This window comes from Pseudomonas sp. NPDC088368 (assembly GCF_044753445.1).
Taxonomy (GTDB): Bacteria; Pseudomonadota; Gammaproteobacteria; order Pseudomonadales; family Pseudomonadaceae; genus Aquipseudomonas; species Aquipseudomonas bambusae.
The window spans coordinates 394,064-420,999 of record NZ_JBIVNG010000005.1; the positions used below are offsets into that span (position 1 = coordinate 394,064).

General features: G+C 59.1%; 24 protein-coding genes. 15 read left to right on the top strand and 9 right to left on the bottom strand.

Features of this window, described 5'->3' with window-relative positions:
* Positions 1 to 207 precede the first annotated feature (207 nt).
* The 7 genes from ACIQAL_RS13510 to ACIQAL_RS13540 all read left to right on the top strand — a co-directional run bounded on the left by ACIQAL_RS13510 (position 208) and on the right by ACIQAL_RS13540 (position 6,308).
* Complete coding sequence (locus tag ACIQAL_RS13510; RefSeq protein WP_401146031.1) at positions 208 to 1,869, top strand: OFA family MFS transporter; 1,662 nt, start codon at positions 208 to 210, stop codon at positions 1,867 to 1,869.
* A gap of 256 nt (positions 1,870 to 2,125) precedes the next feature.
* Positions 2,126 to 2,719 carry an imidazoleglycerol-phosphate dehydratase HisB gene (gene hisB / locus ACIQAL_RS13515; protein ID WP_062379429.1) on the top strand — a complete coding sequence of 198 codons (594 nt, stop codon included), beginning with the start codon at positions 2,126 to 2,128 and terminating at the stop codon, positions 2,717 to 2,719.
* Positions 2,719 to 3,357, top strand: coding sequence for an imidazole glycerol phosphate synthase subunit HisH (gene hisH / locus ACIQAL_RS13520; RefSeq protein ID WP_166594219.1), 639 nt, complete (start codon positions 2,719 to 2,721; stop codon positions 3,355 to 3,357). The genes hisB and hisH overlap by 1 nt, the downstream gene beginning before the upstream one ends.
* On the top strand, positions 3,357 to 3,614 hold the full coding sequence (locus tag ACIQAL_RS13525; protein WP_401146033.1) for a DUF2164 domain-containing protein: 258 nt from the start codon (positions 3,357 to 3,359) through the stop codon (positions 3,612 to 3,614). The genes hisH and ACIQAL_RS13525 overlap by 1 nt, the downstream gene beginning before the upstream one ends.
* 102 nt (positions 3,615 to 3,716) lie before the next feature.
* Positions 3,717 to 4,466: a 1-(5-phosphoribosyl)-5-[(5-phosphoribosylamino)methylideneamino]imidazole-4-carboxamide isomerase gene (gene hisA, locus ACIQAL_RS13530; RefSeq protein WP_166594221.1), complete on the top strand. Its 750-nt coding sequence runs from the start codon at positions 3,717 to 3,719 to the stop codon at positions 4,464 to 4,466.
* Between the two features lie 87 nt (positions 4,467 to 4,553).
* Positions 4,554 to 5,324: an imidazole glycerol phosphate synthase subunit HisF gene (gene hisF / locus ACIQAL_RS13535; protein WP_166594222.1), complete on the top strand. Its 771-nt coding sequence runs from the start codon at positions 4,554 to 4,556 to the stop codon at positions 5,322 to 5,324.
* Positions 5,325 to 5,552: 228 nt separating this feature from the next.
* Positions 5,553 to 6,308: a substrate-binding periplasmic protein gene (locus ACIQAL_RS13540; RefSeq protein ID WP_401146036.1), complete on the top strand. Its 756-nt coding sequence runs from the start codon at positions 5,553 to 5,555 to the stop codon at positions 6,306 to 6,308.
* 148 nt (positions 6,309 to 6,456) lie between these two features.
* On the opposite strand, the gene ACIQAL_RS13545 is transcribed toward ACIQAL_RS13540, so the two are convergent.
* The 4 genes from ACIQAL_RS13545 to gpmI all read right to left on the bottom strand — a co-directional run bounded on the left by ACIQAL_RS13545 (position 6,457) and on the right by gpmI (position 11,620).
* Complete coding sequence (locus ACIQAL_RS13545; RefSeq protein WP_401146038.1) at positions 6,457 to 7,257, bottom strand: divergent polysaccharide deacetylase family protein; 801 nt, start codon at positions 7,255 to 7,257, stop codon at positions 6,457 to 6,459.
* A 1-nt stretch (position 7,258) separates the two neighbouring features.
* Positions 7,259 to 8,590 (bottom strand): S41 family peptidase, encoded by a 1,332-nt coding sequence (locus tag ACIQAL_RS13550; protein WP_401146040.1) that lies wholly within the window; start codon positions 8,588 to 8,590, stop codon positions 7,259 to 7,261.
* Positions 8,591 to 8,620: 30 nt separating this feature from the next.
* Entirely contained in the window at positions 8,621 to 9,934 is a 1,314-nt protein-coding gene (locus ACIQAL_RS13555; RefSeq protein ID WP_401146043.1) for a murein hydrolase activator EnvC family protein, read from the bottom strand.
* Positions 9,935 to 10,072: 138 nt separating this feature from the next.
* Entirely contained in the window at positions 10,073 to 11,620 is a 1,548-nt protein-coding gene (gpmI, locus tag ACIQAL_RS13560; protein WP_401146044.1) for a 2,3-bisphosphoglycerate-independent phosphoglycerate mutase, read from the bottom strand.
* A 145-nt stretch (positions 11,621 to 11,765) separates the two neighbouring features.
* On the opposite strand from gpmI, the gene ACIQAL_RS13565 reads away from it, so the two are divergent.
* The 3 genes from ACIQAL_RS13565 to secB are packed head-to-tail and all read left to right on the top strand — an operon-like array spanning position 11,766 to position 12,964.
* Positions 11,766 to 12,179, top strand: a complete 414-nt coding sequence (locus ACIQAL_RS13565) for a rhodanese-like domain-containing protein (RefSeq protein WP_401146230.1) — start codon at positions 11,766 to 11,768, stop codon at positions 12,177 to 12,179.
* Position 12,180: 1 nt separating this feature from the next.
* Positions 12,181 to 12,435, top strand: a complete 255-nt coding sequence (grxC, locus tag ACIQAL_RS13570; RefSeq protein WP_166594228.1) for a glutaredoxin 3 — start codon at positions 12,181 to 12,183, stop codon at positions 12,433 to 12,435.
* Between the two features lie 40 nt (positions 12,436 to 12,475).
* Positions 12,476 to 12,964, top strand: coding sequence for a protein-export chaperone SecB (gene secB, locus ACIQAL_RS13575; RefSeq protein WP_166594229.1), 489 nt, complete (start codon positions 12,476 to 12,478; stop codon positions 12,962 to 12,964).
* 93 nt (positions 12,965 to 13,057) lie between these two features.
* On the opposite strand, the gene trmL is transcribed toward secB, so the two are convergent.
* Complete coding sequence (trmL, locus tag ACIQAL_RS13580; RefSeq protein WP_401146048.1) at positions 13,058 to 13,513, bottom strand: tRNA (uridine(34)/cytosine(34)/5-carboxymethylaminomethyluridine(34)-2'-O)-methyltransferase TrmL; 456 nt, start codon at positions 13,511 to 13,513, stop codon at positions 13,058 to 13,060.
* Between trmL and ACIQAL_RS13585 the strand changes: the two genes are divergently transcribed.
* From ACIQAL_RS13585 to ACIQAL_RS13595, 3 genes are all read left to right on the top strand, one after another.
* On the top strand, positions 13,512 to 13,952 hold the full coding sequence (locus tag ACIQAL_RS13585) for a hypothetical protein (protein ID WP_401146050.1): 441 nt from the start codon (positions 13,512 to 13,514) through the stop codon (positions 13,950 to 13,952). The genes trmL and ACIQAL_RS13585 overlap by 2 nt on opposite strands.
* A gap of 462 nt (positions 13,953 to 14,414) precedes the next feature.
* Positions 14,415 to 19,844: a dermonecrotic toxin domain-containing protein gene (locus tag ACIQAL_RS13590; protein ID WP_401146052.1), complete on the top strand. Its 5,430-nt coding sequence runs from the start codon at positions 14,415 to 14,417 to the stop codon at positions 19,842 to 19,844.
* Entirely contained in the window at positions 19,769 to 20,008 is a 240-nt protein-coding gene (locus ACIQAL_RS13595) for a hypothetical protein (protein ID WP_401146056.1), read from the top strand. Before ACIQAL_RS13590 ends, ACIQAL_RS13595 begins: the two co-directional genes overlap by 76 nt.
* A gap of 102 nt (positions 20,009 to 20,110) precedes the next feature.
* Here ACIQAL_RS13595 and tauD read toward each other — a convergent pair whose 3' ends face one another.
* The 4 genes from tauD to tauA form a co-directional block, all read right to left on the bottom strand.
* The gene (tauD, locus tag ACIQAL_RS13600; protein WP_401146059.1) at positions 20,111 to 20,944 is read right to left on the bottom strand and encodes a taurine dioxygenase; all 834 of its coding nucleotides are present in this window, start codon (positions 20,942 to 20,944) and stop codon (positions 20,111 to 20,113) included.
* A gap of 60 nt (positions 20,945 to 21,004) precedes the next feature.
* Positions 21,005 to 21,829: a taurine ABC transporter permease TauC gene (gene tauC, locus ACIQAL_RS13605; protein ID WP_401146232.1), complete on the bottom strand. Its 825-nt coding sequence runs from the start codon at positions 21,827 to 21,829 to the stop codon at positions 21,005 to 21,007.
* 20 nt (positions 21,830 to 21,849) lie between these two features.
* On the bottom strand, positions 21,850 to 22,641 hold the full coding sequence (tauB, locus tag ACIQAL_RS13610) for a taurine ABC transporter ATP-binding subunit (RefSeq protein ID WP_401146062.1): 792 nt from the start codon (positions 22,639 to 22,641) through the stop codon (positions 21,850 to 21,852).
* A 173-nt stretch (positions 22,642 to 22,814) separates the two neighbouring features.
* Positions 22,815 to 23,792: a taurine ABC transporter substrate-binding protein gene (gene tauA, locus ACIQAL_RS13615; RefSeq protein ID WP_401146064.1), complete on the bottom strand. Its 978-nt coding sequence runs from the start codon at positions 23,790 to 23,792 to the stop codon at positions 22,815 to 22,817.
* An 805-nt stretch (positions 23,793 to 24,597) separates the two neighbouring features.
* On the opposite strand from tauA, the gene ACIQAL_RS13620 reads away from it, so the two are divergent.
* Entirely contained in the window at positions 24,598 to 25,968 is a 1,371-nt protein-coding gene (locus ACIQAL_RS13620) for an OprD family outer membrane porin (RefSeq protein WP_166594237.1), read from the top strand.
* A 175-nt stretch (positions 25,969 to 26,143) separates the two neighbouring features.
* Positions 26,144 to 26,782, top strand: coding sequence for a peroxiredoxin (locus ACIQAL_RS13625; RefSeq protein ID WP_401146067.1), 639 nt, complete (start codon positions 26,144 to 26,146; stop codon positions 26,780 to 26,782).
* Positions 26,783 to 26,936: the final 154 nt, after the last annotated feature.

A 26,936-nucleotide genomic window follows, 5' to 3' on the forward strand; every position in this document is an offset into this window, starting at 1 on the left:
GACGGCATAAAAAAGGTAATAGCAGAATGCTTTATCTGATGCAGCAAATGTTAATCTCAGGGCGTTCGTGGCACATGCTGCGTCGAATTGCCACGTACTGAGACTTTCCACTTCTAAAACCCCCGATGCTTGCGTGCATTAAGAGGGGTGGTGGAACGATGTCGCTGTTCTTGCGTGGCATAACTACAAAATAGGGGCAAAAAAATAATGACTACGAGTACTGCTCTGGGGGGCGTTGCCGCTCAGCCTGCGTTCTTGTCCAAAGAGCGCATTATCGCCAAACGTGGCTTCAACCGTTGGCTGGTTCCACCGGCCGCGTTGGCTATTCACCTGTGTATCGGTATGGCGTACGGGTTCTCCGTATTCTGGTTGCCGCTGTCCAAGGCCGTCGGGATCAAGACCGCCGTGGCCTGTCCGGCAGACATGGGTTTCTTTCAGCAAATTTTCTCGTCCGCCTGTGACTGGCCGATCTCGATGCTCGGCTGGATCTACACCCTGTTCTTCATCTTCCTGGGCTGCTCGGCCGCCATCTGGGGTGGCTGGCTGGAACACGCAGGTCCACGCAAGGCAGGTGTCGTTTCGGCCCTGTGCTGGTGTGGCGGTCTGTTGATCTCGGCGCTGGGTGTCTACACCCACCAGATCTGGCTGATGTGGATCGGTTCGGGCGTGATCGGTGGTATCGGTCTGGGCCTGGGCTACATTTCGCCGGTTTCGACGCTGATCAAGTGGTTCCCGGACAAACGCGGCATGGCCACCGGCATGGCGATCATGGGTTTCGGCGGCGGCGCGATGGTGGGTGCTCCACTGGCGACCGCGCTGATGAGCCACTTCGCAACGCCTGACAGTGTCGGCGTATGGCAAAGCTTCGTGGCCATGGCGGTGATCTACTTCATCTTCATGATCGGCGGTGCACTGTCCTATCGCGTTCCGCCAACCGGCTGGAAACCTGAAGGCTGGACCGCGCCAGCGAAGAAAACCAACAGCGCGATGATCACCAACCGTCACGTGCACGTCAGTGTGGCGTGGAAAACCCCGCAATTCCGTCTGGTATGGCTGGTGCTGTGCCTGAACGTTTCGGCGGGCATCGGCATCCTCGGCATGGCCTCGCCACTGCTGCAGGAAGTGTTCGGCGGCAAGCTGCTGGGCACCGATCAAGGCTTCTCGCAACTGGACGCTTCGCAACTGGCGGCCATCGCGGCCATCGCAGCGGGCTTCACTGGTCTGCTGAGCCTGTTCAACATCGGCGGTCGCTTCTTCTGGGCCTCGTTCTCCGACTACATCGGCCGTAAAGCCACCTACTTCGTGTTCTTCGCGCTGGGCTTCCTGCTTTACGCGTCGGTTCCGACCCTGGGTCACCTGGGCAGTGTTGCGCTGTTCGTGGCGGCATTCTGCGTCGTGCTGTCGATGTACGGCGGCGGCTTTGCGACCGTTCCTGCTTACCTGGCCGACCTGTTCGGTACGCAAATGGTGGGCGCGATCCACGGTCGCCTGCTGACGGCCTGGGCCGCTGCTGGCGTACTGGGTCCGGTGTTGGTGAACTACCTGCGTGAATATCAACTGAGCCACGGCGTTGCACGTGCCGATGCTTATGACATCACCCTGTACATCCTCGCCGGTCTGCTGGTGCTGGGTTTCATCTGCAACATGCTCGTGCGTCCGGTCGCCGACAAGTACTTCATGACTGAAGAAGAATTGAAGGCTGAACAGGCGATTGGTCACGATGCGGGCGCCGATCACACCACTTCGCTGGAGTGGAAAGCGGACGCAGGCACCAAGCCTCTGGCGATTCTGGCCTGGCTGGCAGTCGGCATTCCGCTGGCGTGGGGCGTGTGGATCACCTTGCAGAAGACGGCGGTGTTGTTTCACTAAGCGTTGATCGAGTCGGCCTGAATCATCAGGCCGACCTCGAAACTGTGGGAGCCGGCTTGCTGGCGAAAGCGGTGAGTCAGCAACCAATGAGTTGCCTGACATACCGTTTTCGCCAGCAAGCCGGCTCCTACATGTCATTTGTACAGACATGTCTATCTGCGTCATCCCGTCTACCATCACACGTCTCGTGTTTCTGTTTCCCCGCCACACGCCTATAATGTCCGCCTTTTCGCCCAATGATTTTGCGGAGCTGGTGATGGCCGAACGTAAGGCGTTCGTCGAGCGCGACACCCTGGAAACTCAGATCAAAGCCTCGATCAACCTGGATGGCACCGGAAAGGCCCGATTCGATATCGGCGTTCCTTTTCTTGAACACATGCTCGACCAGATCGCCCGTCACGGGTTGATCGATCTGGATATCGAAAGCAAGGGCGACCTGCATATCGACGACCACCACACCGTGGAAGACGTCGGTATCACCCTGGGTCAGGCCTTCAGCAAAGCCATTGGCGACAAAAAAGGCATCCGTCGCTACGGCCACGCCTATGTCCCGCTGGACGAAGCGCTCTCCCGCGTGGTCATCGACTTCTCGGGCCGTCCCGGCCTGCAAATGCACGTGCCGTACACCCGCGCCACCGTCGGCGGCTTCGACGTGGACCTGTTTCAGGAGTTCTTCCAGGGCTTCGTCAACCACGCCAACGTCACCCTGCACATCGACAACCTGCGTGGCCACAACACCCACCACCAGATCGAAACCGTGTTCAAGGCGTTCGGTCGCGCGCTGCGCATGGCCGTTGAGCTGGACGACCGCATGGCCGGACAAATGCCTTCGACCAAGGGCGTGCTGTAATGCAGACCGTTGCCGTTATCGACTATGGCATGGGCAATCTGCACTCGGTGGCCAAGGCCCTCGAACACGTTGGCGCAGGCCGTGTGTTGATCACCAGCGACGCCGACGTCATTCGCGAAGCCGATCGCATCGTGTTCCCCGGTGTGGGCGCAATTCGCGACTGCATGGCTGAAATCCGTCGTCTGGGTTTCGATGCGCTGGTGCGTGAAGTCAGCCAGGATCGTCCGTTTCTCGGCATCTGCGTCGGCATGCAGGCGTTGATGGATCGCAGTGAAGAGAACGACGGCGTGGACTGCATTGGCGTGTTCCCCGGCCAGGTGCGTTTCTTCGGCAAAGACCTTCACGAAGACGGCCAACACCTGAAAGTCCCGCACATGGGCTGGAACGAAGTCGCGCAGTCGGTGGATCACCCGCTGTGGCACAGCATTCCGGACATGGCGCGGTTCTATTTCGTGCACAGCTATTACATCGAGTCGCCGAACCCGCGGCAGATCGTCGGTCGCGGCCATTACGGTCACGACTTCGCTGCTGCATTGGCAGACGGTTCGCGCTTCGCGGTGCAGTTCCACCCCGAAAAGAGCCATACCCATGGCCTGCAACTGCTGCAGAACTTCGCCGCGTGGGACGGTCGCTGGTAATGAGCAAGAAGAACAAGCCGCCGATCCTGACCCTCACTCCCGAGCAGGAGAGCGAGGCGTGTCACACGATCAAGCGGTTCATGGAAGATCGCTTCGAACTGGACCTGGGTTCGTTCGAAGCGGCCGAAATCCTTGAATTGTTCACCCGCGAAATTGCCCCGCATTATTACAACCGAGCGATCTTCGATGCTCAGGCGCTTTTAAAAGAGCGCTTTGAGAGCCTCGAAAGCGACATGTGGTCGCTCGAAAAAAATTAAAGGCAGTGACAAGCGTCAAGCTTCAAGCTGCAAGACTGATTTATGCGCGCCTGCTTGCGGCTTATAGCTCGCAACTCGCAGCGCTTTGACGAGGAAAAGCAGATGCTGATCATTCCCGCTATCGACCTAAAGGACGGCGCTTGTGTGCGCTTGCGCCAAGGCCGCATGGAAGATTCCACGGTGTTCTCCGATGACCCTGTCAGCATGGCTGCCAAGTGGGTCGACGGTGGTTGCCGCCGTCTGCATCTGGTCGACCTGAATGGCGCGTTCGAAGGCCAGCCGGTCAACGGCGAAGTGGTTACCGCAATCGCCAAGCGCTACCCGAACCTGCCGATCCAGATCGGCGGTGGCATTCGTTCGCTGGAAACCATCGAGCATTACGTCAAAGCGGGCGTGAGCTACGTGATCATCGGCACCAAGGCCGTCAAAGAGCCTGAGTTCGTCGCCGAGGCTTGCCGCGCGTTTCCTGGCAAGGTCATCGTCGGTCTGGATGCCAAAGACGGGTTCGTCGCCACTGACGGCTGGGCTGAAGTCAGCACGGTGCAGGTGATCGACCTGGCCAAGCGTTTCGAAGCGGATGGCGTCTCGGCCATCGTTTATACCGACATCGCCAAAGACGGCATGATGCAGGGCTGCAATGTGCCGTTCACCGCAGCGTTGGCCGCGGCCACGAAAATCCCGGTCATCGCATCGGGCGGCATTCACAACCTGGGCGACATCAAGGCGCTGCTGGATGCGAAGGCTCCGGGCATCATCGGCGCCATCACAGGCCGCGCGATTTATGAGGGGACTCTGGATGTCGCAGAGGCTCAGGCATTGTGTGATGGCTACGCGGCCAGCTCCAAGTTGTAAGCGGCAAGCTGCAAGTTAGAACCGTGACGCGATCCGCTCTTTTTTGCAGCTTGAAGCTTGAAGCTTCTTAATCGGAGATTAAGTCTTATGGCGTTAGCCAAGCGCATCATCCCTTGCCTGGACGTCGACAACGGCCGCGTGGTCAAGGGCGTGAAGTTCGAGAACATCCGCGACGCCGGTGACCCGGTGGAAATCGCTCGTCGTTACGATGAGCAGGGCGCCGACGAGATCACCTTTCTCGACATCACCGCCAGCGTCGATGGCCGCGACACCACACTGCATACCGTCGAACGTATGGCCAGCCAGGTGTTCATCCCGCTGACCGTTGGCGGGGGCGTGCGCACGGTGATGGACATTCGCAACCTGCTCAACGCAGGGGCTGACAAGGTCTCGATCAACACGGCGGCGGTGTTCAACCCAGAGTTCGTTGGCGAGGCTGCTGCGCGGTTCGGTTCGCAATGCATCGTGGTCGCGATCGACGCCAAGAAGGTGTCCGGTCCGGGTGAAACACCCCGCTGGGAAATCTTCACCCACGGCGGTCGCAAGCCGACCGGTCTGGATGCGGTCGAGTGGGCCAAGAAGATGGAAGGCCTGGGCGCTGGCGAAATTCTGCTGACCAGCATGGATCAGGACGGCATGAAAAACGGCTTCGATCTTGGCGTAACTCGCGCGATCAGCGATGCGCTGGGCATTCCGGTGATTGCGTCGGGTGGCGTGGGCAACCTTCAGCACCTGGCGGATGGCGTGCTGGAAGGCCATGCCAGCGCGGTGCTGGCGGCGAGTATTTTCCACTTCGGCGAATACACCGTGCCCGAAGCCAAGGCGTTCATGGCGAAGCAAGGCATCGTCGTTCGCTGAAGGCTTCTCGACACCTATGGCCGCACGGTATGCATCGAAGGTCTGTGGCTGTGAATAGTCATTGTGGGAGCCAGCAAGCCGGCTCCCACAAGGTGGCGCTTGACCTGCAACAGATTGTTTACGGGCGCTAAGCGTCTGTTCTGAAAGCGACCACCGCCCTCACTGAACTGGACAATGCCCATCGTTAACGGCACTCTCTTGCCGTCGTCAGGATCGGGTGCCAGGGATATGTTCAAAGGTGTTTTTCTTGCGCTGATCAGCGCTGCGACGTTGCTCTCAGGCATCGCTCGGGCAGACGATGCGCCAGCCTATTCGATGGTGCTCCTTACCGAGAATTTCCCGCCCTACAACATGGCCATCGATGGCAAAAACTTCGCCCAGGAAAGCAACATCAAGGGCATTGCCGTCGAGATCGTTCGTGAAACCTTCAAACGCGCGGGCATCGGCTACAGCATGACCCTGCGCTTCCCATGGGATCGCATCTACAAGCTTGCATTGGAAAAACCGGGCTACGGCGTGTTCGTGACCGCGCGTTTGCCCGAGCGCGAGACGTTGTTCAAGTGGGTCGGTCCTATTGGCCCGGACGACTGGATCATGCTGGCCAAGGCCGACAGCCCGCTTCAACTGAATTCCCTCAAAGATGCCAGGCAATACCGGATCGGCGCCTATAAAGGTGACGCCATTGCCGAAGAGTTGGGGCGCCAGGGCATGAACCCGATCACCGTGCTCAGCGACAAGGACAACGCTCGAAAGCTGGTCGAAGGGCAGATTGATCTGTGGGCAACGGGTGATCCGGCGGGGCGGTACCTGGCGCGTCAGGAAGGCGTGACCGGCCTGAAGACCGTACTGCGCTTCAACAGCGCCGAGCTGTTTCTAGCGCTGAACAAGGACACGCCGGACGAGGTGGTCAACAAGCTACAGACCGCGCTGGATCAACTGCGCAAGGAAGGCACGGTGGACAGCATTCTCGGGAAATACCTCTGACGCAACGCCATAATCCTCGCCTGAATGCTGCTCAACCTGTGGGAGCGAATTCATTCGCGAGAGGCCCTTACATTCGATAAGTCTTCGTCGGACGTACCGCCGCCTCGCGAATGAATTCGCTCCCACAGGGTATTTCAAGCCGCCCTACCTACCGATAAACCCCATTCTTCCCGTGCCCGCCCATGGCCTGATTGCCACGAATGCTGATCATGTGGCGCAGTTCAACCCATTCGATGCCTTGGGCTTTGAGCTTGGGCAGTTCCCGTTCCAGCACGTCCATGGTCACCGGGTAGGGATGGCCGATCATGATCGCCGAGCCTTGCTTGTGCGCCAGTTTGATCGCGGTCTGTAGCTGCCCGTAGATCGCTTCGCTGGTGCGGGTGTCGTCGAGGAATACGTCCCGCGACACGCTCGCCAAACCAATCTTTTGTGCTTCAGCCGCGGCGACGGTTTTGGCGCTGGTGCGGCTGTCGACCAGAAACAGATGACGCCGCTGCAACTCGCCCACCAGCCAGGCCATGGCCACTGGTTCGGCAGTCATGCGGCTGCCTTCGTGGTTGTTGATGCCTGCGGCATACGGCACCTTCAGCAGCGCCGCGTTAAGGCGGGCTTCAAGCTCGGGCAGCGGCAGGTCTGGATGCCACGCATACGGCCCCGTGGCGGGGTCCATCGGCATGTGCAGCATCACCGTTCGACCCGCCTTGTGGGCCTGACGCGCAAAATCCGTGGCGTGCGGGGTATCGGGCATGATCGCCACTGTCACGGGGCCGGGGAGGGCCAGCGCACGGCTGTCCTTCTCAGGGCTTTGTCCGAGATCGTCGATGATCAGGCTGAGGTACGCGACCTTCTCCGGTTTGGCATCGGTGTCGGAGGATTCGGCGGGTGCCGCGTGTGCGGCACCCGTCAGAAGTGCAAAGGACCAGACGAGCCCGGTCAACCAGAAGCGCATATCAATTGCCGCGTGTGACACTCAATCCCTTGAGCAGACTGAGGGCCTGGTTCATCTGGTAATCGTCGTCCTGCGGACGCGACTTGCCAGCCTTGGATTTGGTGGTCGGTTTGTCCGCGCCGCCATTGCCGTTGCCCAGGTGGCCGAGCAGGTCGGCCTCTTTGTAGTTCTCGCCATCGGCTTCGGTCGTGACCTTGGCGCGTTTGACTTCGATGTCCGGGTTGATGCCCTGGGCCTGAATCGAGCGGCCATTCGGCGTGAAATACAGCGCCGTGGTCAGCTTGAGCGCGCGGTCGTTGGCCAGTGGCAACACGGTTTGCACCGAGCCTTTGCCGAAGGTGTCCGTGCCCATCAGGATGCCGCGTTTCTGGTCTTGCAAGGCACCGGCGACGATTTCCGACGCCGAGGCGCTGCCGCCGTTGATCAGCACCACCAGTGGCGCGCCTTCGCTGGCGTCGGCCGGGTCTGCCGAGAAGCGCAGTTCGGAATTGGCGATGCGGCCCTTGGTATAGACGATCAGCCCTTTGGTCAGGAAATGGTCCGCCACTTCGACCGCCGCCTGCAGCACGCCGCCCGGGTTGTTGCGCAGGTCGAGGATCAGGCCGTTCATCTTCTTGCCGTTGTCCTTGCGCAGCTTGGCCAGCGCCTTGCCGACCTCTTCGCCGGTCTTGACCTGGAACTGCGTGATGCGGATATAGCCGTAGCCCGGCTCCAGCATCTGCGATTTCACGCTCTTGACCTGAATGGTCGCGCGGGCGAGCGTTACGTCGAACGGGTTGCCGCCGTCGCGCACCAGCGTCAGGGTGATCTTCTCGCCCAGCTTGCCGCGCATCTTGTCGACGGCTTCCTGCATGGTCTGGCCTTGGGTCGGCGCGCCATTGATCTTGACGATCAGGTCGCCTGCCTCGATGCCAGCCTTGGAAGCGGGTGTGTCATCAATGGGCGAAACGACTTTGATGAAGCCGTCTTCGACGCCCACTTCGATGCCCAGACCGCCGAACTCGCCGCTGGTGCTTTCTTGCAGCTCCTGGAAGTCTTCCGGGCCGAGGTAGGCAGAGTGCGGGTCGAGGTTGCTGAGCATGCCTTTGATGGCGTTTTCCAGCAGGGTCTTGTCATCCACAGGCTCGACGTAAGCGGCCTTGATCCGGTCCATCACCTCGGCGAAGGTCCGCAGCTCGTCGAGCGGCAGTGGCGCCTTGATATTCGCGGCGTTGGCGGGCGCGGCAGCAGCAGGCGCAGCAGCCGGTGCGGCACCTGCGGCCAATGCATGCGGAGCGCCGATAACCACGGCGATAGTCAGGGCCAGCGAGGTGAGGCGGGACGAAAACAGCATGTCTTACGAACTCCTGAGTGAGGTGTCGACTTATCCTTGAGTGCGACACCATTGGGCCGGATCACTAGGGCGACCCTGCTGACGAATAGCGAAATACAGCGCCGGAGTGTCCTGACCACCACCACTGTTGCCCACAGTGGCGATCGCTTCCCCGGCTTTTACAACGTCCCCAGCTTCCTTCAACAGGCTCTGGTTGTGACCGTACAGACTCAAATAACCGTTGCCGTGATCGAGAATGACCAGAAGGCCAGCCCCGCGCAACCAGTCGGCGAAGACCACACGACCCCCATGCACAGCGCGTACCTGACTGCCTGCGGCAGCGCTGATCATCACGCCATCCCATTTGGTTCGCTCGTCATCGCCACGGGTTTCACCGAAACGCGCCAACAATCGACCATCGACAGGCCAAGGAAGTTTTCCTTTTGCTTGTTCAAAAGGCCCGCCGTAGGACTGACCCGCGCTGGAAACCATCGCGCCGGGGGCTTTCACCGGCTTGCGAGGCGGCTCATCGCTGTCATCTTTGCTGCGGTTTTTTGCCAGTGCTTCCTGTTGCTCACGCTGACGCTTCTCGGCTTCCTGCTGGGCGAGAAGCGCTTTCTGACGCGCCTCTTCGGCTTCTCGCGCCTGACGGGCGAGGGTTTCTTCGATGGTCTTCAGGACTTTAGTCAGGTCTGCCTGATCCTGCTGGCGAGCCTGTAGCTTTTGGTCGCGAGCTTTGTAGTCCTGATTCAGCTTGGCCAGTGCAACCTGGCGCTCCTGGCGAACGGTGTCGAGCTGGGATTTCTGGTCATCCAGCGAGCTTTTCTGCACCAGCAGCTGCGCCTGTTGCAGGTCGATGTCTTTCTGGACTTCGGCCAGTTGGCGCAGGGTTTCGTTGAAGGCGTGCAGTTGTTTGAGGCGGGCCTGACTCACGTAATCGTAATAGGTGAGCGTGCGGGCGAATTTTTCGGGGTTCTGCTGGTTGAGCAGCAGTTTGAGGTATTCCTGACGGCCACTTTGATAAGCAGCGCGGGCTTGAATCGCGATCAGTCGTTGTTGTTCAACGCGTGCGCTTTGGAGTTTTTTTTTCTCTTCATCGAGCCGTTGGAGCTCGGCTTCGCTCTTTTTTAGTTCTTTTTGCAGGGCCTCCACCTGCTTTTCCAGCTGACCCATTTGGGTTTCGGTTGTGCGGAGGTCTTTTTGTACGCCGGATTTTTCGTCCTGGATCTGACTCAGGGTCTTCTTCAGCTCAGCAATGTCCTGACGCGTGGCATCCAGCTGTTTTTGGGTTTGTGCGCGATCATCGTCGGCAAAGGCCGGAGTGAGCAAGCACATCAAAGCAAGGACGATCAGGGCGCGGAGCATGGAGTTGGGCGATACCAGGAGTGAAGACGGGCTTAGTATGCCCGCCGAAGGCTGCAAAAAAAACGCTCATCGGGCGCGGCTTTCAGACATTTCATACAAAAACCGGCGTGTTTGGGATGAACACGCCGGTTTAGGGGCTTACTTGGCGACCAGAATCGACGTGCCGGTCATCTCTTTCGGGATTTCCAGGCCCAGCAAGGTCAGCATGGTCGGCGCCACGTCTGCCAGAACGCCGCCTTCGCGCACTTTCAGGTCACGCTTGCCGACGTAGACGAACGGCACCGGCTCAGAGGTGTGCGCGGTGTGCGGCTGATGCGTCTTCTCGTCTGTCATCTGCTCGACGTTGCCGTGGTCGGCCGTGATCAGCGCTTCGCCGCCGACTTTCTCCAGTGCTTCGGTGATGCGACCCACGCACACGTCCAGGCATTCAACCGCTTTGACTGCTGCCTCCATAATGCCGCTGTGGCCAACCATGTCGCCGTTGGCGTAGTTGACGATGATCACGTCGAAACGCTGGTTTTCGATGGCATCGACGATCTTGTCGGTGACTTCCGGCGCGCTCATTTCAGGCTGCAGATCATAGGTCGCGACTTTCGGCGAAGGAATCAGGATGCGCTGTTCGCCTTCGAACGGCTCTTCACGGCCTCCGGAGAAGAAAAACGTCACGTGGGCGTATTTTTCGGTTTCGGCGATGCGCAGCTGAGTCTTGCCGTTTTTGGCCAGGTATTCGCCGAGCACGTTGTTCAGGCTGCCTTTGGTGAACGCGGCGGGTGCGTGAATAGAAGCAGCGTATTGGGTCAGCATGACGAATGCAGCGAGTTTTGGCTGGCGGGCGCGTGCGAAGTCTTTGAAATCATCTTCGACGAACACACGCGTCAGTTCGCGGGCGCGGTCAGCGCGGAAGTTCATGAAGACAACAGCGTCGCCGTCTTCGACCTTGACCTGCTCGCCAATGCGCGTGGCTTTGACGAACTCGTCGTTTTCGTCTCGGGCGTAGGCGGCGTCCAGTCCTGCCTTCGCAGTGTCGGCCTGGAATTCGGATTTGCCGTCGACGATCAGGTTGTAGGCTGATTCAACGCGGTCCCAGCGATTGTCGCGATCCATGGCGAAATAACGGCCAATGATCGTGGCAGTACGACCTTTGCCCAGCCGGCCATAGGCCGCTTCCATAGTGTCGAGGTATTGATGCGCACTGCGTGGCGGCGTGTCGCGACCGTCGAGGAACGCGTGCAGGTAGATCTGTTCGGCGCCACGTTTGGCGGCCAGTTCGACCATGGCCACCAGGTGATCTTCATGACTGTGTACGCCACCATCGGAGAGCAGACCCAGGATGTGCACGGCCTTGCCGTCACCCACGGCTTGATCCACGGCCTTGCAGATGGCTTCGTTCTCGAAGAACTCGCCGTCCTTGATCGCCTTGGTCACGCGAGTGAAATCCTGATACACCACCCGTCCGGCGCCGAGGTTCATGTGGCCGACTTCTGAGTTGCCCATCTGACCGTCTGGCAGGCCGACATCCATCCCGGAACCGGAGATCAGGCCGTTGGGCATGGTCTTGTACAGGCGATCGAAGGTCGGGGTTTTCTTGCTGGCGGTCGCTTCGTAGACCGCGTTGCCGTCGTGGCTGTCGCTGTGACCGAAGCCGTCCAGGATGATCAGAACCAAAGGTTTAGGCGTGGTAGTCATGAATCCCACTCTTGGCTAATAGGTGAAGTAGAAAAAAGATCAGCAGTTTAGGACGAAGTTCCGACGGCGTCACTGCCGTACGGGCTTTGGCCCACCTTGGGGGCTGTGTATACTGGCCGACATTTTAACGCCCTGGAACCTGATGATGGTTGATCACCTGCTTGCATTTGCCACGAACCACTATTTGATCACTGGCGCTTTTGTCATTCTGCTGGCGCTGCTGATCGCGACAGAGCTGAACAAGGGCGGCAAGAGCTTGAGCACGGGTGAGCTGACCGCGCTGGTCAACCGTGATGAGGCGGTCGTCATCGACGTGCGTCCCAAGAAGGACTACGCCACCGGCCATATCGTGGGCGCCCTGAACTTCCCTCAGGACAAGGTCATGTCCCGTACCTCGGAACTTGAGAAGTACAAACCAAAGACCCTGATCATCGTCGATGCCGCCGGTCAGCACGCCGGTCACGTGGCCAGCGAGCTGCTCAAGGTCGGTTTCACTGCGGCCAAGCTGTCTGGCGGCGTCTCGTCGTGGCGCGGCGACAACCTGCCACTGGTGAAGTGACATGGCTGAAGTCGTCGTCTACTCCAGCGATTATTGCCCTTACTGCTCGCGAGCCAAGTACCTGCTCGAGAGCAAGAACGTCGATTTCGAGGAAATCAAAGTCGACGGCAAGCCGCAGATTCGCGCTGAAATGACAAAAAAAGCCGGGCGCACGTCGGTCCCGCAGATCTGGATCGGCTCGGTCCATGTCGGCGGTTGCGACGATCTGTTCGCATTGGAACGTGCCGGTAAGCTCGACACACTGTTGAGCGCCTGAATTCGAACCCTACAAGACCCAAGAGTAAGAAGGATCTGAGATGAGCGATCAAACGAATAACGGCGCTACTTCCAACGAAGAAGAAGCTCCACAATTTTCCCTGCAACGCATCTACGTGCGTGACCTTTCGTTCGAAGCGCCGAAAAGCCCGGCGATCTTCCGTCAGGAGTGGACCCCAAGCGTCAGCCTGGACCTGAACACTCGCCAGAAGCAGCTGGAAAATGACTTCTACGAAGTCGTACTGACCCTGTCGGTCGAAGTGAAGAACGGCGAGGAAATCGCCTTCATCGCTGAGGTCCAGCAAGCCGGTATCTTCCTGATCAAGGGTCTGGATGCTTCGTCGATGAGCCACACCCTCGGCGCGTTCTGCCCGAACATCCTGTTCCCGTACGCGCGCGAAACCATCGACAGTCTGGTGGTTCGCGGTTCTTTCCCGGCATTGATGCTGGCGCCGGTGAACTTCGATGCCCTGTACGCGCAAGAGTTGCAGCGCATGCAGGAATCGGGCGAGACCCCGACCGTTCAGTAAGCCTCGCGGCCTGAATGAATGAAAAAAGCGCCTGTGATGGGCGCTTTTTTATTGGAGATCGTACGGCATGCGCAGATCACCTGTAGGAGCGGGTTATTTAAACCCCAACTGCCGCCAGCCCTCGTACACCGCGATGGCCACGGTGTTGGACAGGTTCAGACTGCGGCTATCGGGACGCATCGGCAGACGCAGGCGTTGCTCGGTGGTCAGCGGGTCCAGCACTTCTGGCGGTAATCCCCGGCTTTCCGGGCCGAACAGGAAGGCATCGCCTTCCTGAAACGCCACGTCATGGAAAGGCCGCGAGCCCTTTGTGGTAAAAGCGAACAGGCGCGGCTGGCCGATGCTTTCAAGGCAACTGGCCAGATCGGCGTGGCGGTGCAGCCTAGCGTACTCGTGATAGTCAAGGCCCGCGCGGCGTAGGCGTTTGTCATCCAGCTCGAAGCCCAGCGGCTCGATCAAATGCAGGTTGCAGCCACTGTTGGCGCACAGCCTGATGACGTTGCCGGTATTCGGCGGAATTTCTGGTTGAAAAAGGATCACGTGAAACATGCACGGCTCCGAACAAAAGGACGGGATGCATTCTACCCCTGAAGAAGACCCGAGACCGAAGCTATGGCGGCGGTTTTTGGGGTCTATCGCGATATTTGGCGTGATGGTCGGGTTGATGATCGGTCGCGTGACCACGCCAGACCCGATTGAGCTGCAACGCGTCGAAATATTGCCCACGGGTGTGGCGGTGTGGTTCAACCGCGAGCCGCAGTTGCATGGCGAGATCATCGACGGCGCTGTGGCCTTGCTCTTCAACGCCAAAGGCGATGCGCAGCGGGGCGAGTTGAAGCTCAACGGGCGTGATGTGCGTTGGAGAGTTCAAAAGAGTGACAAGGGGTTGTTGCTGAACCTGCTGGCGGCCCGTCCGTTGCGCGGTGAGTGGCACGGCGCAACTGAGGACGGGCGCTGGAGACTGGAGGTCAGTCTCCGAGAGGAATAAAAGAGGGGAATCCCCGGCCTGCCTGTACCAAGGTCCCCAAAACTGGTGATGCTTAACCTATTGCAGAGCGCGTGCCAGTTCTGAGAAATATCTGTAGGAATTTTCTAAATAACCGCGAGACCCCTGTTTTCAGGCCCATTACCCCTGGATGGGAATGGTCGATACGGTTCATTGCGTATCGAATGGGCTTTCGGGTTTGATTATTTCTTGATCGTTTTTGCACGCTATTCGCGCATTTTCGAACGTTGAGGAGCCAAAGTGATGCACGACCTCGCGGGGTGAGCGATTGCTGCCCGCCCCCAACCCTGAATCATGGGAAACCCCGTGACAGGTAATATTTAACGCTTTTATCCATTCCAAATGTGCCGTAAAGCCCCCTGATTGCTATCAGGTTTTTGCGCTTTTTATGGGGCCTTTTCTGAATACGCTCAGAAATTCCATAAAAGTTTCAGGGCTTTATCGATGTCTCAGCAATTGAAAACCCTACAGAACAAAGTCCCCGAATGGCTGGCCAGTGCCTCGACGGACCTTCACCGCACATTGCGCAAAGCAGGCGCCACGCGACTCTCCTGGTTTGAACAGGCCCGACAATCCATGCCCGCCGTCGTCAACACGTTGCGGGACGACTATGTGCTGCACCTCTCAAGGGAGGCAGAACTCAATCAGGTGTTGAGTGATTTTCCATCCCTTGAGGCATTCGCCAAGCCCGTCCTTGAAGCGGCGATCAAAGAGCGGTTCGGGCTGGAAGTGGATGTTCGCGAAACCTGGCTGTTTCACGCTCGCCGAATCAGCGTTGACGACTCCTTCGCAGGAGCGTCCAAAGACCCGCTGATTGAGTATCAGAAGTCCCTCAAGGCGGCGACGCAAACGCTGCTGCACGCTGCCTTACAGAATTTCGAGTCCTGGGAGGCCGCCCCGGGCGGGATGGATCTGGATGCGCGGCAGAAAGCGGCTCTCTATGACCGTTACCCGGTAGAGGGGCTGGCGCTGACCGGAACGCAACTGTCCATCGCCCCTGAAGCCTTCGCGACTCTGTGCCGCGAGCTGGACCTCGGAGGCGAGTATCAGAAAAAAGTCAGCGCGTTTTTGAACCCGGTTTCCGACCCCGGCGATGCACCGGATGCCGCCGCGTTCAACCGCCGAGGTTTGCTCAAGCGCGTTGAAGCGTCAGCGCTCAGAATTCAAGTGCATCTGGCCTTCATGCAAGGTCAGATCAGCCACAGCCTTTACGGCCCGTTGCTGGAGGTCGCTGAAAACGGGACAAGCGTCAGCACCGATGGCAAGCCGGTGACCTGCAGTTTCCTACGCCTGTGGGACATCGAACTGACGGGCATCGTGGCCATTGGCAAAGCCCGTGAATACGCAGACTCCGTGCAGAGTGTCGTGGTGTACATCCCGAATGACCCGGTCTGCCCGCTGAAGGAATACGCGTCCAGCGCTGCGTTCACCAGCGCCCTGCGCGACAGGCTGTTGATGGAAGGCTACTCGGCGTTCTTCCAGCGGTTCGTTCCTGCTCGTCATCAAGCAGCGCTGTTCGCCAAGCTGGAGAAGTGCCTGCGCCCAGTCGTGTGGAACAAAGACAGAGGCTGGTACGAGCCGCAGGTTGATCTCAACGCGAAGCTGCACCTGCGTGAGGGTGAAATCAAGGTGGGTTTGCTTAAGGCCATCACTGAGCAAAAAGCCGCGATCCTCAAGGACGACGCGTTGTTTCACGCGGTGCCCACAGCTGTCGAGGATCAAAAAACCTTCGACCAGCGTGTTCACTATTTCGAGACCATCGCGTTACAGGCGCTGAACGCTGTGGGTTTTGTCGTTCCGCCGGTGGGCGCTGTGATGATGGCGGTGGCGGCCGCACAGTTGGGGGCGGAGGTTTTCGAAGGCGTGGACAGCTGGACGCGCGGCGAGTGGGAACAGGGCTGGCGCTGCCTCATGGATGTCGCCGAAAACGTGGCGCTGATGGCGGCGTTGGGCGCTGCTCATGGCAGCGGTACACCTGCGGTTGAAACCCTTACCGTCGAGACACCGTCGTTTATCGAAGAACTCGAAGAGGTCGAATTGCCGAACGGCGAGACGCGCCTCTGGAAGCCTGATATCACGCCTTTCGCCCACGATATCGTATTGCCCGCCGGGCTGAAGCCTGACGCTTACGGGGTCTATCACTACCAGAACAAAACGTGGCTTTCTCTCGACGGTAAGATGTTTTCCGTGAAAACGTCGTCCGCGAATGAGCTGTTGCGGATCGAACATCCGACGAAAGCCATCAGCTATGAACCCCCGCTGCGCAGCAATGGCGCAGGTGCCTGGTTGCACCCGGCGGATCGGCCGTTGGAGTGGGAAGGGCTGAAGCTGTTTCGGCGACTGGGGCATGCCACTGAAGCGTTTTCCGACGTCACGGCGCGGCGCATTCTGCAGGTCAGCGACACTCATGAAACCGTACTGCGCGGAGTGCTGGCGGAGCATCAGCGCCCACCGGCCCCGCTCGAAGACACGATGAGCCGTTTCCAGTTGGACGCTGACGTACGGCGTGAGTCGCAAGGTGAGGCCGGTTTCAACCGCGCAGCAGAATTCGCGTCGCGTTACCGCGCATCAAACTCCGCGCAGGAAGCCGAAGCGGTCGTGATCACCCGACGCTATCCCGAATTCCCAGCGACACTCGCCGACGAAGTGGTCCGCGCTGCATCAGCCTCCGAGCGTGTGGCATTGGCGAACGGCCAGGTACCCTTGCGCGTAGCCGAGGAGATTCGCGTCTACCAGCAGCAAGTCAGGCTGACGCGCGCGTACGAAGGGCTGTACCTCGAATCGGTGAGCAATCCCGACAGCGATACCCTGATCCTTCATTCTCTTGAGCGCCTGCCCGGCTGGCCATCGACGCTTCGTCTGGAGGTGCGTGATCAGCGATTGGCTGGCCCGCTGCTGGATGCCATCGGGCCTGTGGACTCGACGCTTCGCAAGGTCCTGGTTCGGCATGCGGATGGCTTTCAACCCTATGACGAACAGGGTCTGGAGTTGCATGGTCGCAGTGACTTTTATGTCTCCGTTCTGCATGCGCTACCTGACGCACAGCGGGTTGCGCTGGGCTTTCCTGGCACGTGGGATGGCCCCAAGCTCAAGCTTGCAATTCAAAACGGCTCGATGTTGCCCCGGCCTGCCTTGCGCAGATTGCTGAAGATGCAGCCTGTCGTACCGGGACGGCCCTCGCCGATGCGGCTGGCGGACGGGCGACTGGGCTACCCTTTGAGCGGCAGAGGAGCGATGCAGGGTTTTATCGCCCGAGACACGCTGCTGGACCTTATTCGATCCATCGGGTTGATGAGCGCTGACGTTTCTGCCGAACAGCGCCTGACGATGCTGGAAGGCGCCGGGCTTAATCGCCAGCAGATTCACCAACGGCTGATTCAAGCGCTGGACGAGCGTATTGCGCTGGATGTCAGTCTCAACGCTTGGGGTGACGGTTCGACGTCGATGCTTGAACTGGAGGAGCGGCAACTCAGCAGGACGCGTATTCATGAGGCGATCTGGCGGCAGTGGGCCGACACGGCCTTGCCGGAAGCCGCTCCGAACCCTTCGGCCTTGCGTTTGCAAAACGTGGTGTTGAGCGATTTTCCACCTGCGCTGCCTGACTTTTTTACCCAGCGAGTCACTCGCCTGGACCTGATCGACGTCGCTATTAACAGGCCCGTCGCGGCGGCGCCCCAGCCAGTGTCCCGTGCTGTGGATCAGCGTTTGGCGTTGGAGGCTTTCATGATTCGCTTCCCTGAGACCACCGAACTTGAGATCAGCCGCACGAACGCTGCGCTCTCGGGAAGTGAGCCTCTGGTGTATCAACTGCCCTATCTGATCGCCCAATGCTTTCCGGCGCTGCGTAGCTTGAGACTGATCAATCAGAGCCTCTCGATCAGTTTGTTGGAGGTGCAATCTCTGAGTCGGCTCGAACATCTGGAATCACTGGACCTGAGCGGAAATACAGTCAGCTTCATCCCGCCCACCAACCTGGCCAGTTTGCCGTTGCGCCACCTGACACTAGATAACATTGGGCTGAATCATTGGCCTGCCTGGCTCGACGGGTTGGCGACTTCGACGATCACCGAGCTGTCGTTGCGCAATAATCGCATGACGGAAGTGCCTTGGGATGTGCTCGGCGTTCAGACCACGACCGACCAGAGGACCTCGCTGTCATTGCAGGGTAACGCGCTGTCACGCCTGACGCTCACACGGATTCGTCTGAATGAAGGGCCGCTCAGCCGGTTCCAGTTTCACATCGACGTCCCGCCTCAGCTGGCCGCTCAAATCGCGTTAATGCGGCAAGAACGGGTGCAGCTGCAAGAAGCCATAGACAGCTGGACGCAGGCCTCTGGTTCGAATCAGTCTTTGAACGAAGAGACTCTAGAGGTTCGGCGCGCCATCGGCGAAACTGTGCTGGAGTTCTCGCGCCTCTACGGTGAAGGCCAGACGCAGACGGTTTTGACCCTCCAGGGCATTGCGTTGGCGGACTTTCCTGTACAACTGCCAGCGTTCTTTGACGTGCGTGTGCGCAGCCTGCAATTGATCCGGGTCGGGGCCAGCGAGGCTGAGCTGAATCGATTTCTGACGCGCTTCCCACAACTGACGAATCTGGAGTTGACCGGGGCCGTGGAGCCCATGCCGGCGCTGCCGTCCGTATTGTCGCGCCTGCCGCAACTGAACACCTTGAGCATCCGGGATCAGGGCCGTCTTATCGATCAGCAGATCATGACGTTTCTTGCGAGGCTACCTCATCTCAATGCGCTGGATCTGAGTGGAAACGTACTGGGCGCGATCTCCGATGTTTCCGCGATGCGAGGCCGTCTGACTTGGCTTTCCCTGGACAACACCGGCCTGACGCAGTGGCCTGACTGGGTTGACGGGCTGTTGCCGATGGAAGGGCTGACGTTGGATAACAACCAACTGAGCGAGCTGCCGGGACGGATTCTCCAGAACCCGCGCAACGACATTGGGCAGACCGAAATCGCCTTGCGCGGCAATCCGCTGACCCATGAAACGATGCGTAGGGCTCATGTCTCGGAGCGCTATCACGGCTCTTATACCTTCGCGATGGATTTGCCCGATGACATCCTCAATTTGTCCCCGGAACGTCACGACTCGGATTCCGACGACTATGAATCGGACTCGGACTCTTCCGGTGGTTTACACAGCCCTGAGCCTCCTCCGCCGGAAGAGACGCCAGACGTCGAGCAATGGCTGCTGGGATCGGTCGATGAAAATCAGACCCACAGAGAGCTCTGGCAGCGTGTCGAGGCACGTGAAGACGCACCAAACCTGATGGCGCTGATTGGTCGCCTGACCCAATCAGCGCCCTATCGCAACGCGCAGACGCGGGTGGGCTTCTCCGAGCGGGTATGGCGGGTGCTCGACGTGGCGGATCAGCGTCTGGAAAGCCGGCTGCTGTACAACGGCATCGCCGAGGAGGCGCTGGTGCAGCCTGAAACGGGATTCCAGACTTGCCACGACGGTGCCTGGCTAGTGTTCAACCAGATCGAAATCCAGATGTTCATCGAGCAATCGCTGAGCAACGTGCCTGCCGAGTTGCGCGGGCAATCGTTGTATCGGCTGACTCGGCGTTTATATCGATTGCATGAGCTCGATGCAGTCGCCCGGGAACAAGCGGGCGGACGTGATGAGGCCGAAGTGCGCCTGGCGTATCGCTTGCGTTGGGCTTCTGAGTTGGACTTGCCGCTCCCCCCGAGCAACATGCTGTATCAGGTACACGCCAGCATCCGCCCGGTGAGCTGGATGCCGCGCTCGCGCGAGTGCAGCAAGGCGAACACGGTGAGGCGTTCATGCGTTACGCGGCCCAACGTGACTTTTGGGTTGAATACTTGCGAGAGGCCTATGCCGAGCGCTTTGAGGTGCTGAAAGAGGATTATCTGGCACAGGTCGTCGCGCTGCCGGATCGCTTTCCTGGCCAGACGATTGACGAGTTGGGTGCGGAGTACGCGGCGTTGAAGGAAGCGTATGAGGCTCAGGAAACGGCGCTGATTCGTGAGCTGACCTACCGCGTGGGGTTTGAAGAGGGCTGATCATCGAGTTTGCGGTGGTCCACTGGGTCTGTGTGTGCGTGGACCACCGCCTTCGCTGCCGCCGTAACCTCCGGCGTGTCACACAGGGTGGTACATCGCCGGTCAGAACGGCGCGTCTCCAAGAATCGTCGCCCGATGCATCACCCTGCGCTGGGGGCGGTAATCGTCCACGGCGTAGTGTTGCGTTACGCGGTTGTCCCACATGGCGATGTCGTTTTCTTGCCAGCGCCAGCGAAGGGTGAACTCGGGACGCGTGGTGTGGGCGAACAGCAGTTTCAGAATCGCCTCGCTTTCCGCCGCTTCCAGCTCGTTGATGCGCGTGGTGAAGCCGTCGTTGACGAACAGCGCCTTGCGCCCGCTGACCGGGTGCGTGCGGATCACCGGGTGCGACAGCGGCGGGTTCTTGCGGCGGGTTTCTTCCCAGCGGGCGAGGTCCTCGACTGTGCTGCCGAAGCGTTCCACAGGAAAGGATCGGGTGAAATCGTGAGTAGCCGTCAGCCCATCGAGCAACGTTTGCAGCGGCCTGGACAGCGCTTCAAACGCTGCAATGCCACTGGCCCAGAGAGTGTCGCCGCCGTAGGCGGGTAATTGCTTCGCGCTCAGGACAGCACCGAGGGCGGGCGTCGGCAAGAAGGTCACGTCGGTGTGCCAGATGGCGTTGTCGCGCACGTCAGTCAGCGCCGTGTCGAGCACCATGATTTCGGGCTGCTCGGCCACGTTGGGGTAGATTGGGTGCACGTGCAGGTCGCCGAACAACGAGGCGAAACGCACCTGTTGTTGAGGCGTGATCGGCTGCTCGCGGAAAAACAGCACCTGATGGTCGAGCAGCGCCTGCTCGATGGCGTCCCGTTGATCGGCGGTCAGGTCCCGGCTCAGGTCGACGCCGCTGATCTGCGCGCCCAATGCTGAACTGATAGGGGTGATGTGAAGGCTCATGCGGGTTCTCACAATGTGCGCCGAAGTGTCGGCGTAGTCAGTGTCTGTTTATGTCAGCGGTCAATGATTCTGGCCTTGCCACGGCACCAGTTTGCGTTGCAGCGCGCGCAAGCCCATTTCCAGAGCGAATGCGATGAACGCGATCACCAGAATCCCCAGTACCACGACATCCGTGACCAGGAATTGCGCAGCGGACTGGACCATGAAACCCAGACCGCTGGTGGCCGCGATCAGCTCGGCGGCGACCAGCGTTGACCAGCCCACCCCCAGCCCGATGCGCACGCCGGTGAGGATGTCGGGCAGGGCGCTGGGCAAAATTACATGCCGAATCAGCTGCCAGCGCGTGGCACCCAACGACTGCGCGGCACGCAGTTTGGCGCTGTCCACGGTGCGCACGCCGGTGGCCGTGGCGATGGCAATCGGCGCGAAGATCGCCAGGTAGATCAGCAGCACTTTGGAGAACTCGCCGATGCCGCACCAGATCACGATCAACGGCAGATACGCCAGCGGCGGGATCGGGCGGTAGAACTCGATCAGCGGGTCGAAAATGCCCTGCGCGATACGGTTATGGCCGATGGCAATGCCGACGGGAATCGCCGTTAGCACTGCGAACACCAGACCCAGCCCGATGCGCTGCAAGCTGGCGCCGAGGTGCTGCCAGAGGGTGGACTCCATGTAGCCTTTGGTCATCAGCAACCAGGCTTTTTCCAGCACGGCAGAAGGGGGCGGCAGGAACAGCGGCTCGACCCATTCGAATGCCGTGACCACCCACCAGGCGGCGAGCAGTGCGACCAGTGTCAGCACGCTGATGGCGCGTGTGCTGATGTGAAGGCGCCGCGCTCCCGCTTTCGCAGGAAGCGACGTCGGTGTGAGGGCATCGGCCAGCGGCGGGGATTGGTATTTGCTCATGCCCGTTGCTCCTGAATGGCCTGACGTTGAGAAAACACCCGAGCCAACACGTGTTCGCGGGTTTCGATAAAACGGGGATCGGACTTGATCGCCCGTGCCGATTCGCCTGCGCTGTAGCGCTGGCCGAAGTCGAGCTTGAGGTGCTCGACGATTTGCCCCGGATTCGGCGCCAACAGGATCAGGTCGGTGGCGAGGAAGACGGCTTCTTCGATGTCGTGAGTGATCAGAAACACCGGTTTGGCGCTGCGCTGCCAGACTTGCAGCAACAGCTCCTGCATCTGTTCACGGGTGAAGGCATCCAGCGCACCGAACGGCTCGTCCATCAGCAAGACCCGTGGGTCGGCAGCCAATGCGCGGGCCAGGCCGACGCGTTGCTTCTGCCCGCCTGACAATTGCCAAATGCGGCGATCTTCAAACCCGGCCAGATCGACCAGCGCCAGCATTTCTCGGGCCTTTGCATCACGTTGTGTGCGAGGAACGCCTGCCAGCTCCAGTCCGAACGCAACGTTGGCGAGTACGTCCTGCCAGGGCAGCAAGGCGTCGTCCTGAAACACCACGCCACGTTCCGCGCTCGGGCCTTTGACCGGAACGTTGTCGAGGGTAATGCGACCGGCGCTTGGCTCGACGAAGCCTGCGATCAGGTTCAACAACGAAGTCTTGCCGCTGCCGGAAGGGCCGAGGGCCACCAGCAACTGTTGCGGGCCGAGGCTCAGGGAAATGTCGGACAGTACCGGCTCGGCCGCACCGGGATACTGTGCGCAGATGCGCTCCAGCTTTAACAAGGCCATGGCGATGACTCCGCTTCTTTAGATAGGTGTTCGTTTTGAGGTTGCATCCGTGTTGCCGGAACGGCGCACTTCTGTAGGAGCCGGCTTGCTGGCGAACGCGGTGTACCAGCACCTCATGGGCTGACTGCCCCAACACTTTCGCCAGCAAGCCGGCTCCTACAGGGTTATGTGCGTTACTGGGTCACGAACTTCGCGCTGACATACGGCGTGTAATCCGCCAGCACCGCATCGACTTTGCCTTGCTCTTTCAGGAAGGCAGCGGTCTTGCCAATGGCTTCGGTGGTCGGTACGCCCAGCTCTTTTGCCTGATCTGCCGCCAGCGGGTAGACGTTGCCTTCCAGCAGGCCTGGAATGTCAGTGGCTTTGGCGCCGGACAGCTTCACCAGCTTGTCAACGTTGCTGGCGTTGGCGATCCAGGCAGCCGGGTCTTTGCGGTAATCGGCGTAGGCGTCGAGGGTGGTCTTGGCGAAGGCTTTGACGATTTCAGGATGCTTGTCGGCGAAGTCCTTGCGCACGATCCAGGCGTCGAAGGTCGGTGCGCCAATTTTGGCCAGTTCGCCGGAGGTGATCAGCACCTTGCCGGTTTCCTTGGCGACGCCCAGCGCCGGGTCCCATACGTACGTGGCATCGATGTCACCGCGTTTCCAGGCGGCGGCGATGGCCGGTGGCGCAAGGTTCAGGATGGTCACTTTCGTTGGGTCGATGTTCCAGTGCTTCAGCGCTGCCAACAGGCTGTAGTGCCCGGTGGACACGAATGGGACGGCGATCTTCTTCCCGACCAGATCCTGTGGGCTGGTGATGCCTGCGCCATTGCGCGCCACCAGCGCTTCGGCGGCGCCGATCTGTGTGGCAATCAGGAAGGTTTCCACTGGAACCTTGCGCGTCGCCGCTGCCGTCAGCGGGCTGGAGCCGAGGTAGCCAATCTGCACATCGCCCGACGCAATCGCCGTGATCACGTCGGCGCCGTTATCGAATTTGCGCCAGGAGATTTTCGAGCCAGTGGCTTTTTCATAAGCGCCATCGGCCTGAGCGACTTTGGCGGGGTCCACGGTGGTCTGGTAAGCGACTGTGAAATCCGCAGCCTGGGCGAGCAGGGCAGAACCGGCCAGCGACAGGGCCGCCAACAAGCGAAGGGGTTTGAGCAGTTTCATGGTGAGGCTCCGGATCAAGGCAGACCGAGGGACTGAATGAGGCGAAGCGTAAATGATCTAAGAAACGCCAAGTAAATAACCTTTTGGCATGAGCTTAGAGAGGAAAGTAGAGCCTGTGCTGACTCCGGACAGCGAAATTCGGAAAAGATGCGGATACACTTTGACCGTTCATCGAAATGTCACATTCTGTAAATACGATCTGCCCGCTCGTCTGAAGGAAGCTGCTGAGCGCTTGCCTGCATCCGGCTGAAACCTCGGGGAAGGGCGATCAGTGATCTTGTGGCGCGCCAGGCGGCAGGTGTGCCTGTTAACTGACGAGTCAGAGACGCAATATTAAAAAAATTAGACAGATAGCACGGTGACAACTGTAACAATTGCGTCTACGTGGTTATCAAGGTCTTTATTTTCAACGGCTTATCTACCTTATTCTCATCCTGTTTCGCACGGAGACCATGACTGGGCAGTCGAGTTCCGGTCGTACGATGTGCAGAAACCAATCGATCTGACGAACGGGATGTAAATATTTTTTGGGAATTAGGTAAAGACGCCGATACACTCCGCAACGGACGGCTGAAACGACTTGTGACATATAACTGCGCGGCATAAAAGCAGGTCTACAAAGTCTTTTTAGGTTTAAAGGATTTCCCTTACCTTGCAGCCAGCTGTTAACGCGGTCTAGTCAATTAGTCTTGGGGCCATTGACTCGCCGAGTCAGGTCCAGCGCTAATCGCGCATCCGCGGTCTTGAGCCTTCGGTCTCGATACCAAGGAACTACAAAAATTAGATTCAAGAGGAGCGATACACAATGAAGAAGTCCACCCTGGCCTTGGCCGTATCCGTAGGTGTAATGGCCACTCAGGCTGGTGCAGCTGGTTTTTTTGAAGACAGCAAAGCCACAGTCAGTTCCCGCACCATGTATTTCGAAAACGACAACCGCGAGCAGTTCGGCGCCGCCAAGGCATCCGACCAGCGTGAAACTGCGGAAGGTCTGATCTTCAGCTTCATCTCTGGCTACACCCCAGGCACCGTTGGTTTCGGTCTGGATGTACAGAGCCTGGTCGGTATTCACTTGGGTGGCGGTATCACTCACCACGGCACTGGCACCTCGAACACCTTCTTCCCGACTGACACCGATGGTTCGTCGGTTGATGACTGGTCGCGTACTGGCGCCAACTTCAAGGCCAAGATCTCCAAAACCGAGTTGAAAGTAGGTACTGCTCTGCAGCCTAACCTGCCAATTCTGGTGGCGAACGACGGTCGTCTGCTGCCGCAGACCTTTCAGGGTGGCATCATCCAGTCGAAGGACATCGACAACTTCACGCTGACTGCCGGTAAGATCACCCAAGGCGCAAGCCGTGCATCCAGCAACTACGCCGGTCTGGCGACTGCAGGCGGCACCAAGGGCTCCAACAGCTTCACCTTCGCCGGTGTCGACTACAAAGTTACCAAAGACCTGACCTTGCAGGCTTACCACTCCGAGCTGGAAGACTACTACAAGCAGAACTTCTTCGGCCTGGTGCACATCCTGCCAATCGCTGACGACCAGTCCTTCAAGACTGACCTGCGTTACTTCGACAGCAGCTCCGACGGCAAGAACGGCGAAACCGGCTATGTCTTCAACAACAACGGCGGCTATGCCAAGCACGCTGGCGAAGTTGACAACAAAACCTGGTCTGCCATGTTCACGTACACCCTCGGTGGCCACTCTCTGATGCTCGGTCACCAAGACGTGGGCGACGACGGCGGCTTCGTGTGGATGAGCAACGGTAACGTGGCTGACGGCCGTGGCCGTCCAGACGGTGAAGGCGGTTCCAGCTTCTACCTGTTCACTGACTCGATGATCAACCAGTTCGCACGTGCCGGAGAGACCACTAACTTCGGTCAATACTCCTACGACTTCGCACGTCTGGGCGTTCCAGGTCTGAAAGCGGCATTCGCTTACCTGAAAGGTACCAACATCAAGTCGCAGCGTGGCAACTTGGGCGACAGCTCCGAGTGGGAACGCGACATGCGTATCGACTACGTGTTCCAGGAAGGCCCACTCAAAGGCTTCGGCGCTACCCTGCGTCGTGCTAACTACCGTGGCGACTTCTCGGGCACCAACGCACAGAACAGCCACATTGCTGACCAAGACCAGACTCGTCTGATCTTCAACTACACCTACGCTTTCAAATAAGCCGGGTCAGTTGAAAAGAGCCCCGCTTCGGCGGGGCTTTTTTATGCCTGTAATAAAGGGTCTGTGCTTATTTATATAGCCAAACAATCGTACGACATGACCACTCGGTCTTTCAGTTTCCGTGAATTCACAGGCAGAGTATCCCCAGAACACACACAACAAAGGAGCTGACTGCATGAGCCTAAAACTTGGCGACATCGCCCCCGACTTCGAACAGGATTCCAGTGAAGGCCGCATCAAGTTTCACGAGTGGCTGGGTGACAAGTGGGGTGTGTTGTTCTCCCACCCTGCCGACTTCACGCCCGTGTGCACGACTGAGTTGGGCTTCACCGCGAAACTCAAAGACCAGTTCGAAAAGCGCAATGTGAAAGCGATTGCGCTCTCCGTTGACTCGGCCGAATCCCACGTGAAATGGATCGACGACATCAACACGACCCAGAACACGATCGTGAACTTCCCCATCCTGGCCGACGCCGACCGTAAGGTGTCTGACCTGTACGACTTGATTCACCCCAACGCCAGCGAAACGCTGACTGTGCGCTCCCTGTTCGTGATCGACCCGAACAAAAAAGTGCGTCTGACCATCACTTATCCGGCCAGCACCGGGCGCAATTTCAATGAAATCCTGCGGGTGATCGATTCGCTGCAATTGACCGACAGCCACAAAGTCGCGACCCCTGCGAACTGGGTAGATGGCGATGACGTAGTGATCGTGCCGTCGATCAAAGATGAAGAAGAGATCAAGCAACGCTTTCCGAAAGGCTATAAGGCTGTCACGCCATACCTGCGCCTGACCCCACAGCCCAACCGCTGAAATTCTGTTTCAACCACGACATTCGGGCCGATTTATCGGCCCTTTTTTTTAGGCCACGAATCCATTCCTGTGGATGAAATGATGGACCTGTGGGAGCGAATTCATTCGCGAATGGCCAGTCCCGTCGACGCACATTTTTCGCCAGGCACATTGC

Bases quoted from the DNA above. Each gene is read 5' to 3' on its own strand.
- hisA (WP_166594221.1), top strand. From the start codon at position 3,717: ATGCTGATCATTCCCGCTATCGACCTAAAGGACGGCGCTTGTGTGCGC.
- ACIQAL_RS13565 (WP_401146230.1), top strand. From the start codon at position 11,766: ATGGTTGATCACCTGCTTGCATTTGCCACGAACCACTATTTGATCACT.
- hisB (WP_062379429.1), top strand. From the start codon at position 2,126: ATGGCCGAACGTAAGGCGTTCGTCGAGCGCGACACCCTGGAAACTCAG.
- hisH (WP_166594219.1), top strand. From the start codon at position 2,719: ATGCAGACCGTTGCCGTTATCGACTATGGCATGGGCAATCTGCACTCG.
- ACIQAL_RS13625 (WP_401146067.1), top strand. From the start codon at position 26,144: ATGAGCCTAAAACTTGGCGACATCGCCCCCGACTTCGAACAGGATTCC.
- gpmI (WP_401146044.1), bottom strand. From the start codon at position 11,620: ATGACTACCACGCCTAAACCTTTGGTTCTGATCATCCTGGACGGCTTC.
- tauB (WP_401146062.1), bottom strand. From the start codon at position 22,641: ATGGCCTTGTTAAAGCTGGAGCGCATCTGCGCACAGTATCCCGGTGCG.
- tauD (WP_401146059.1), bottom strand. From the start codon at position 20,944: ATGAGCCTTCACATCACCCCTATCAGTTCAGCATTGGGCGCGCAGATC.
- secB (WP_166594229.1), top strand. From the start codon at position 12,476: ATGAGCGATCAAACGAATAACGGCGCTACTTCCAACGAAGAAGAAGCT.
- ACIQAL_RS13590 (WP_401146052.1), top strand. From the start codon at position 14,415: ATGTCTCAGCAATTGAAAACCCTACAGAACAAAGTCCCCGAATGGCTG.
- ACIQAL_RS13525 (WP_401146033.1), top strand. From the start codon at position 3,357: ATGAGCAAGAAGAACAAGCCGCCGATCCTGACCCTCACTCCCGAGCAG.
- ACIQAL_RS13555 (WP_401146043.1), bottom strand. From the start codon at position 9,934: ATGCTCCGCGCCCTGATCGTCCTTGCTTTGATGTGCTTGCTCACTCCG.
- ACIQAL_RS13595 (WP_401146056.1), top strand. From the start codon at position 19,769: ATGCGTTACGCGGCCCAACGTGACTTTTGGGTTGAATACTTGCGAGAG.
- ACIQAL_RS13550 (WP_401146040.1), bottom strand. From the start codon at position 8,590: ATGCTGTTTTCGTCCCGCCTCACCTCGCTGGCCCTGACTATCGCCGTG.
- ACIQAL_RS13585 (WP_401146050.1), top strand. From the start codon at position 13,512: ATGCACGGCTCCGAACAAAAGGACGGGATGCATTCTACCCCTGAAGAA.
- ACIQAL_RS13510 (WP_401146031.1), top strand. From the start codon at position 208: ATGACTACGAGTACTGCTCTGGGGGGCGTTGCCGCTCAGCCTGCGTTC.
- ACIQAL_RS13540 (WP_401146036.1), top strand. From the start codon at position 5,553: ATGTTCAAAGGTGTTTTTCTTGCGCTGATCAGCGCTGCGACGTTGCTC.
- ACIQAL_RS13620 (WP_166594237.1), top strand. From the start codon at position 24,598: ATGAAGAAGTCCACCCTGGCCTTGGCCGTATCCGTAGGTGTAATGGCC.
- grxC (WP_166594228.1), top strand. From the start codon at position 12,181: ATGGCTGAAGTCGTCGTCTACTCCAGCGATTATTGCCCTTACTGCTCG.
- tauA (WP_401146064.1), bottom strand. From the start codon at position 23,792: ATGAAACTGCTCAAACCCCTTCGCTTGTTGGCGGCCCTGTCGCTGGCC.
- hisF (WP_166594222.1), top strand. From the start codon at position 4,554: ATGGCGTTAGCCAAGCGCATCATCCCTTGCCTGGACGTCGACAACGGC.
- ACIQAL_RS13545 (WP_401146038.1), bottom strand. From the start codon at position 7,257: ATGCGCTTCTGGTTGACCGGGCTCGTCTGGTCCTTTGCACTTCTGACG.
- trmL (WP_401146048.1), bottom strand. From the start codon at position 13,513: ATGTTTCACGTGATCCTTTTTCAACCAGAAATTCCGCCGAATACCGGC.